Annotated in this window: 1 protein-coding gene; it reads left to right on the forward strand. The window is 38.8% G+C overall.

Annotated features, from left to right (window positions below):
- Positions 1 to 4,484, forward strand: a 4,484-nt coding sequence (locus ACP6PK_RS08535) for a cadherin-like domain-containing protein (RefSeq protein ID WP_426559243.1), incomplete at its 5' end; no start/stop codon positions are given.
- Positions 4,485 to 4,981 lie beyond the last annotated feature (497 nt).

The raw sequence follows: 4,981 nt of genomic DNA on the forward strand, positions 1-4,981 counted from the left end.
ACCCACCAGTGACAGACCCACCAGTGACAGACCCACCAGTGACAGACCCACCAGTGACAGACCCACCAGTGACAGACCCACCAGTAACAGAACCACCAGTAACAGACCCACCAGTAACTACAGAACCACCTGTTACCCCCGATCCAGAGGATGTCACACCACCCTCTCTGAATGAACCTCCCACTGACATTCTGTTAGATAACGACAGTGTGGAAGAAAACAGTGAAGCAGGTACACTTGTTGGTACATTTACCACAGAAGACCCAGATGAGGATGATAGTCATGTATACAGATTAACTGATAATGCTGATGGACGGTTTGCTATCAATGAGGATCAGTTAGTTGTAGCAGAGGGAGCAGACCTAGACTTTGAGGAACAAGAAACTTATGAGATCGAAGTCAGAACTTTTGACAATGCTTCAGAAACCTTTACTAAGTCCTTTACGATCAGCTTGATCAATGTTAACGATCCGCCAGAAATTACAATTCCTAACGACCAACAACTGGTTAATGAAGGCGAACAATTAGATATTGTTGGTATTCAGGTAACAGATCCTGATGCAGGTGATGGAGACTTAGAAGTTAGTCTAGAAACCACAAATTCCCAAACTATTGACAGTAACCTCACCCTTAACTCTACTTCTGGTCTCACCTTTACAACTGGTGATGGTCAAGCAGATGCTGAAATAGTATTTACAGGGAATTTAGATAATATTAACCAAGCTATTAGCACCCTCACTTATACTGGCAATAACTCAGGTAGTGATTCTATCAGTATCTCCGTAAATGACCAAGGTAATACAGGAGAGGGGGATGCTCAAACTGATACTGCTGTAATTGATATAAGTATCAATGACTTACCATTGGTGGCAACAAATAATGAATTAGTAGTAAATACAGAAGAGACAGGAATAATAGATAATAGTCTCCTAGAAACAACTGATGACAGTAACACTACTTTAATTTATACAGTTTCAGAATTACCTAGTCGTGGTAATTTACTCATTGATGGAGGAAGTTTCACCAGTTTTACTCAGGAGGATATCGAGCAAGGGTTACTTACCTACGAACACGATACTAATGATACTGAAAATGATTCCTTTAGTTTCAGTGTCTCAGATCAGGTAGGGGGAAAAACCACAGACACATTTGAAATTAGAGTTAATGTACCACCAACAGTTACTAGCAATAATTTAACTGTTGACGAACAAGTGCAGGTAGAAATTACAAACGCAAATCTCCTAGCAGAAGATCCTGATACTGAAGCTGGTGCAGAAACTCTAATTTATCAACTTACTGAACTTCCAACCAGTGGGGACATTAAACTAGACAACACCACCTTAGAAGTAGCAGATACTTTCACTCAGAAAAATATCAACGAAGGTAGTCTCACTTATCAAGGAGAAGAAGTTGGTACAGATACATTTAGTTATGTTGTTGCAGACCAAGACGGCGGTACGACCAGTGGGTTATTGAATATTAATATTGAAATTGGCAACGCCGATCCAGAAGCAAACGACGATGAATTTGAAACTAACGAAGATACAGATATTACCATTGATAAATCTGAGTTATTGGCAAATGACACAGAAGCTGATGGCGACGAAATTACAATTACTGAATTTGCTGCTGATAATATCCAAAATGGCACTTTAGAAGAAACAGCAGACAGTTTCATTTATACCCCCAATAAGAATTTCAGTGGTTCAGAAAGTTTCACTTATACCATCGCCGACAGCACAGGGTTAACAGATACAGCAACAGTTACCATTAATGTTACTCCCGTTGCTGATACTCCCAACTTAGAAATATCCACACCCACTGTATCGGGTACAGACCAAGACGATCTACCTCTGGGTATAACTTCTAGCTTAGTTGATACAAGCGGTTCCGAAACTCTATCTATTACTATTTCCGGCGTACCAGATGGAGCAACTCTTTCAGCAGGAACGGATCAAGGTAATGGCAGTTGGGTATTAACACCAGACGAATTAGCCAACTTAACCATCTCGCCTCCTAGAGACCGAGAGACAGGAACAATATTTAGTTTTGACTTAACAGTTGCAGCAACAGCAACCGAAACAGCAAATAATGATACTGCTACTCAAACAGATACTATATCTGTGGAAGTAGAAGCATTAAACGATGCACCACTGCTAACAGACTCAGAAGATATCGCCCTAACTACTATCAATGAAAATGAGATTAATAATACTGGTACTCCCATTGCCGATATTATCGCTGGTGCAGTTACCGATGCTGATGGAGGAGGTAGTAGCGGAATAGCTATTACTCAAATTGATAATAGTAACGGTCTCTGGCAATATTCCGTTGATGAGGGCGAAAACTGGGTAGACGTTAGTAATAGTAGTACCACTTTATTAACAGCTACAGACGCAGACCGCCTACGTTTTATTCCTAACACAGACTTCCTTGGTAATGCTACTATCGAATTCCGTGGTTGGGATACTACCGATGGTAGCAGTAATACAACTCAACTAACAGACATCTCAACTATAGGTGGAACAAATGCTTTTAGTGAAGGGGTTGGCACTGCTAATATCTTAGTAAATGACATTCCTGAAGTTACCAATAATAACGAACTGGTCATCAACGTAGGGGAAACAGGAACTATAAATCAGAATTTATTGCAGACAACTGATGCAGATAACGGTACAAATACCTTTACCTACACAGTCACCACTGAAGTAACAGCAGGAATATTGCAACAGTCAGAGAACCCCACAAATACTTTCACCCAGGAAGATATCAATAGTGGGTTAGTTATCTACGAACATACAGGTGATAATACAAACGATGACTCATTTAGTTTCCAAGTTATCGATATTGATGGCGGTCAAGTTACAGACACCTTTAATATTCGAGTCAATGATCCTCCTGTTGGTACAACAACCGACCTAAATGTTACTCTTGGTGAAACTCAAGTTATTGCTACAGAAAATCTCCAATTTATTGACCCTGATGTGGAAACCGCTAACCCTGCTTCCCTACAATATACTCTGACTGAACTGCCGACTTTAGGGGAACTCCAACAGGGAGAGGAAACTTTAGCAGTAGGCAGCACATTCACTCAGGAAAATCTTGATAATGGGGAAATTACTTATGCAACTACTACTGGCAGTCTTGGCACTGATAGCTTTAATTTCCTAGTAACAGACCAAGACGGGGGAACTACCAATGGCTTGTTAAATATCGATATCATTGAAGGGAACCGAACCCCTGAAGTAGAAGCTGATAAGACTGTCACTTTGGAGGAAGATACCACTGAGACTTTAGATATTTCAGCACCAACTGACCCTGATGGGGATGAGTTGACTATTACTGTTGACAGTATTCCTGATGCAGAAATAGGACAAGTAGAATTATCAGATAATTCTGCCGTAACTATTGGTCAACAGTTAACAACAGATCAACTAACATCATTAATATTTAATCCTGTTGAGAATGCTAACGGAAATGCCGGAACTTTCAGTTATATCGTTGATGATGGCAATGATGAAAATAATTCCGCTACTCAAGTTATTAGTATTGATGTTACTCCTGTCAATGACCCACCCATTGCTGTTGATGATGGACCAGTATTTATCAGTTTAGACAATAGCGTTATAATAGATATTTTGGCAAATGACAGTGATGTTGATGGACCAGATGCCCTTTTAATTACAACTACTCAGGATAATGAGCCTCCTTCTTTGGGCACTTCAAATAACCAGGATACTCAGATTCAATTCCGTTCATTTGAACAGTTAGGAATTGGAACTGAGGTGGTTGAATACACTGTTACTGATGGTATCGATCAAGCTACTGCCACTTTTACTGTCAATATTCTAGATGTTACGGATGGTGCTGACAACCTAGTTGGTGGTGAGTTTAATGATAATTTTGATGGTACTGGAGGGGACGATACTCTCGAAGGTTTAGGAGGTAACGACACCTTAACTGGAGATGATGATAATGACAGCTTAGTGGGTGGTGAAGGTAACGACTCCATAGATGGTGGTGATGGTAATGATACTTTTGTCGGCGGTCTCGGAGTAGATACCCTGTCTGATGATAGTGGCGACAATACCTTTGTTTACACCACTGCTAATGATGGTGGTGGAGCAAACTTTAATGCTGCTGATGCTGCATCTATTGGTACTGCTATTAGTGCTGGTTTGTTTGACCGCATTACTGGTTTTGATGATTTAGGTGTAGTTGGTGGAGATACTATCGCCTTCTCTAGTACAATGCTTTCTAATTTAGAGAACATTGCCACTAACGTACAAACTACCGATATTTCTGAAAATGTTTTAATTTCCGGAACCCCTGGTTTATTTGCGTATGAAGTAGAAGGTAAAACTTATCTAATTTATGATGCTACTGGGGATAATACAGTTGGTGATGATTCTCAAATTCTAGCAGAATTAGATATTAGTGGGGTTGTTGCTCTGGATGTAAATGATGATTTTACTATTATCTAATATCCATAGGACTTACGCAAAGAAACTGAGTTTATAGTTTCGTGTGGGTAATAGGTTGTTGAAATCTCAATAACCTATTTTTTTAATCCCTTATCTTTAAAAAAATTCATCCCGTCCCCTTGACAATTTAATGAAAGAGTAAGTAAGATGGAATAACGTCAAGGATCTGGATCAAGTGTATCAGGAAAATTAGGTCACTTGCACTCGCATTTGTACTGAGTTCCTACCTAATTATAATACAGTGGTAGGAAAAAAATTAGCATCTTTAAATTAAGAGAAAACAATAAATTATTCCCAGAATTTACTGATAATTTAAGTATCATTTAATCAAACCTGGATGAACAATTCTTATTTATGATTCATGTAGCAATAATTACCATTCATTTATTTAAACCTACATAGGATTACAATAATAATTTTTTTTTCTGTTTTATAAGTAGTGTTTTACCGAATTATTAATTATTAATTGTTAATTAAATAATTGTGGTTTAAAGCCT

The organism is Dapis hubbardiae BLCC-M172 (assembly GCF_050016015.1).
Taxonomy (GTDB): Bacteria; Cyanobacteriota; Cyanobacteriia; order Cyanobacteriales; family Microcoleaceae; genus Trichodesmium.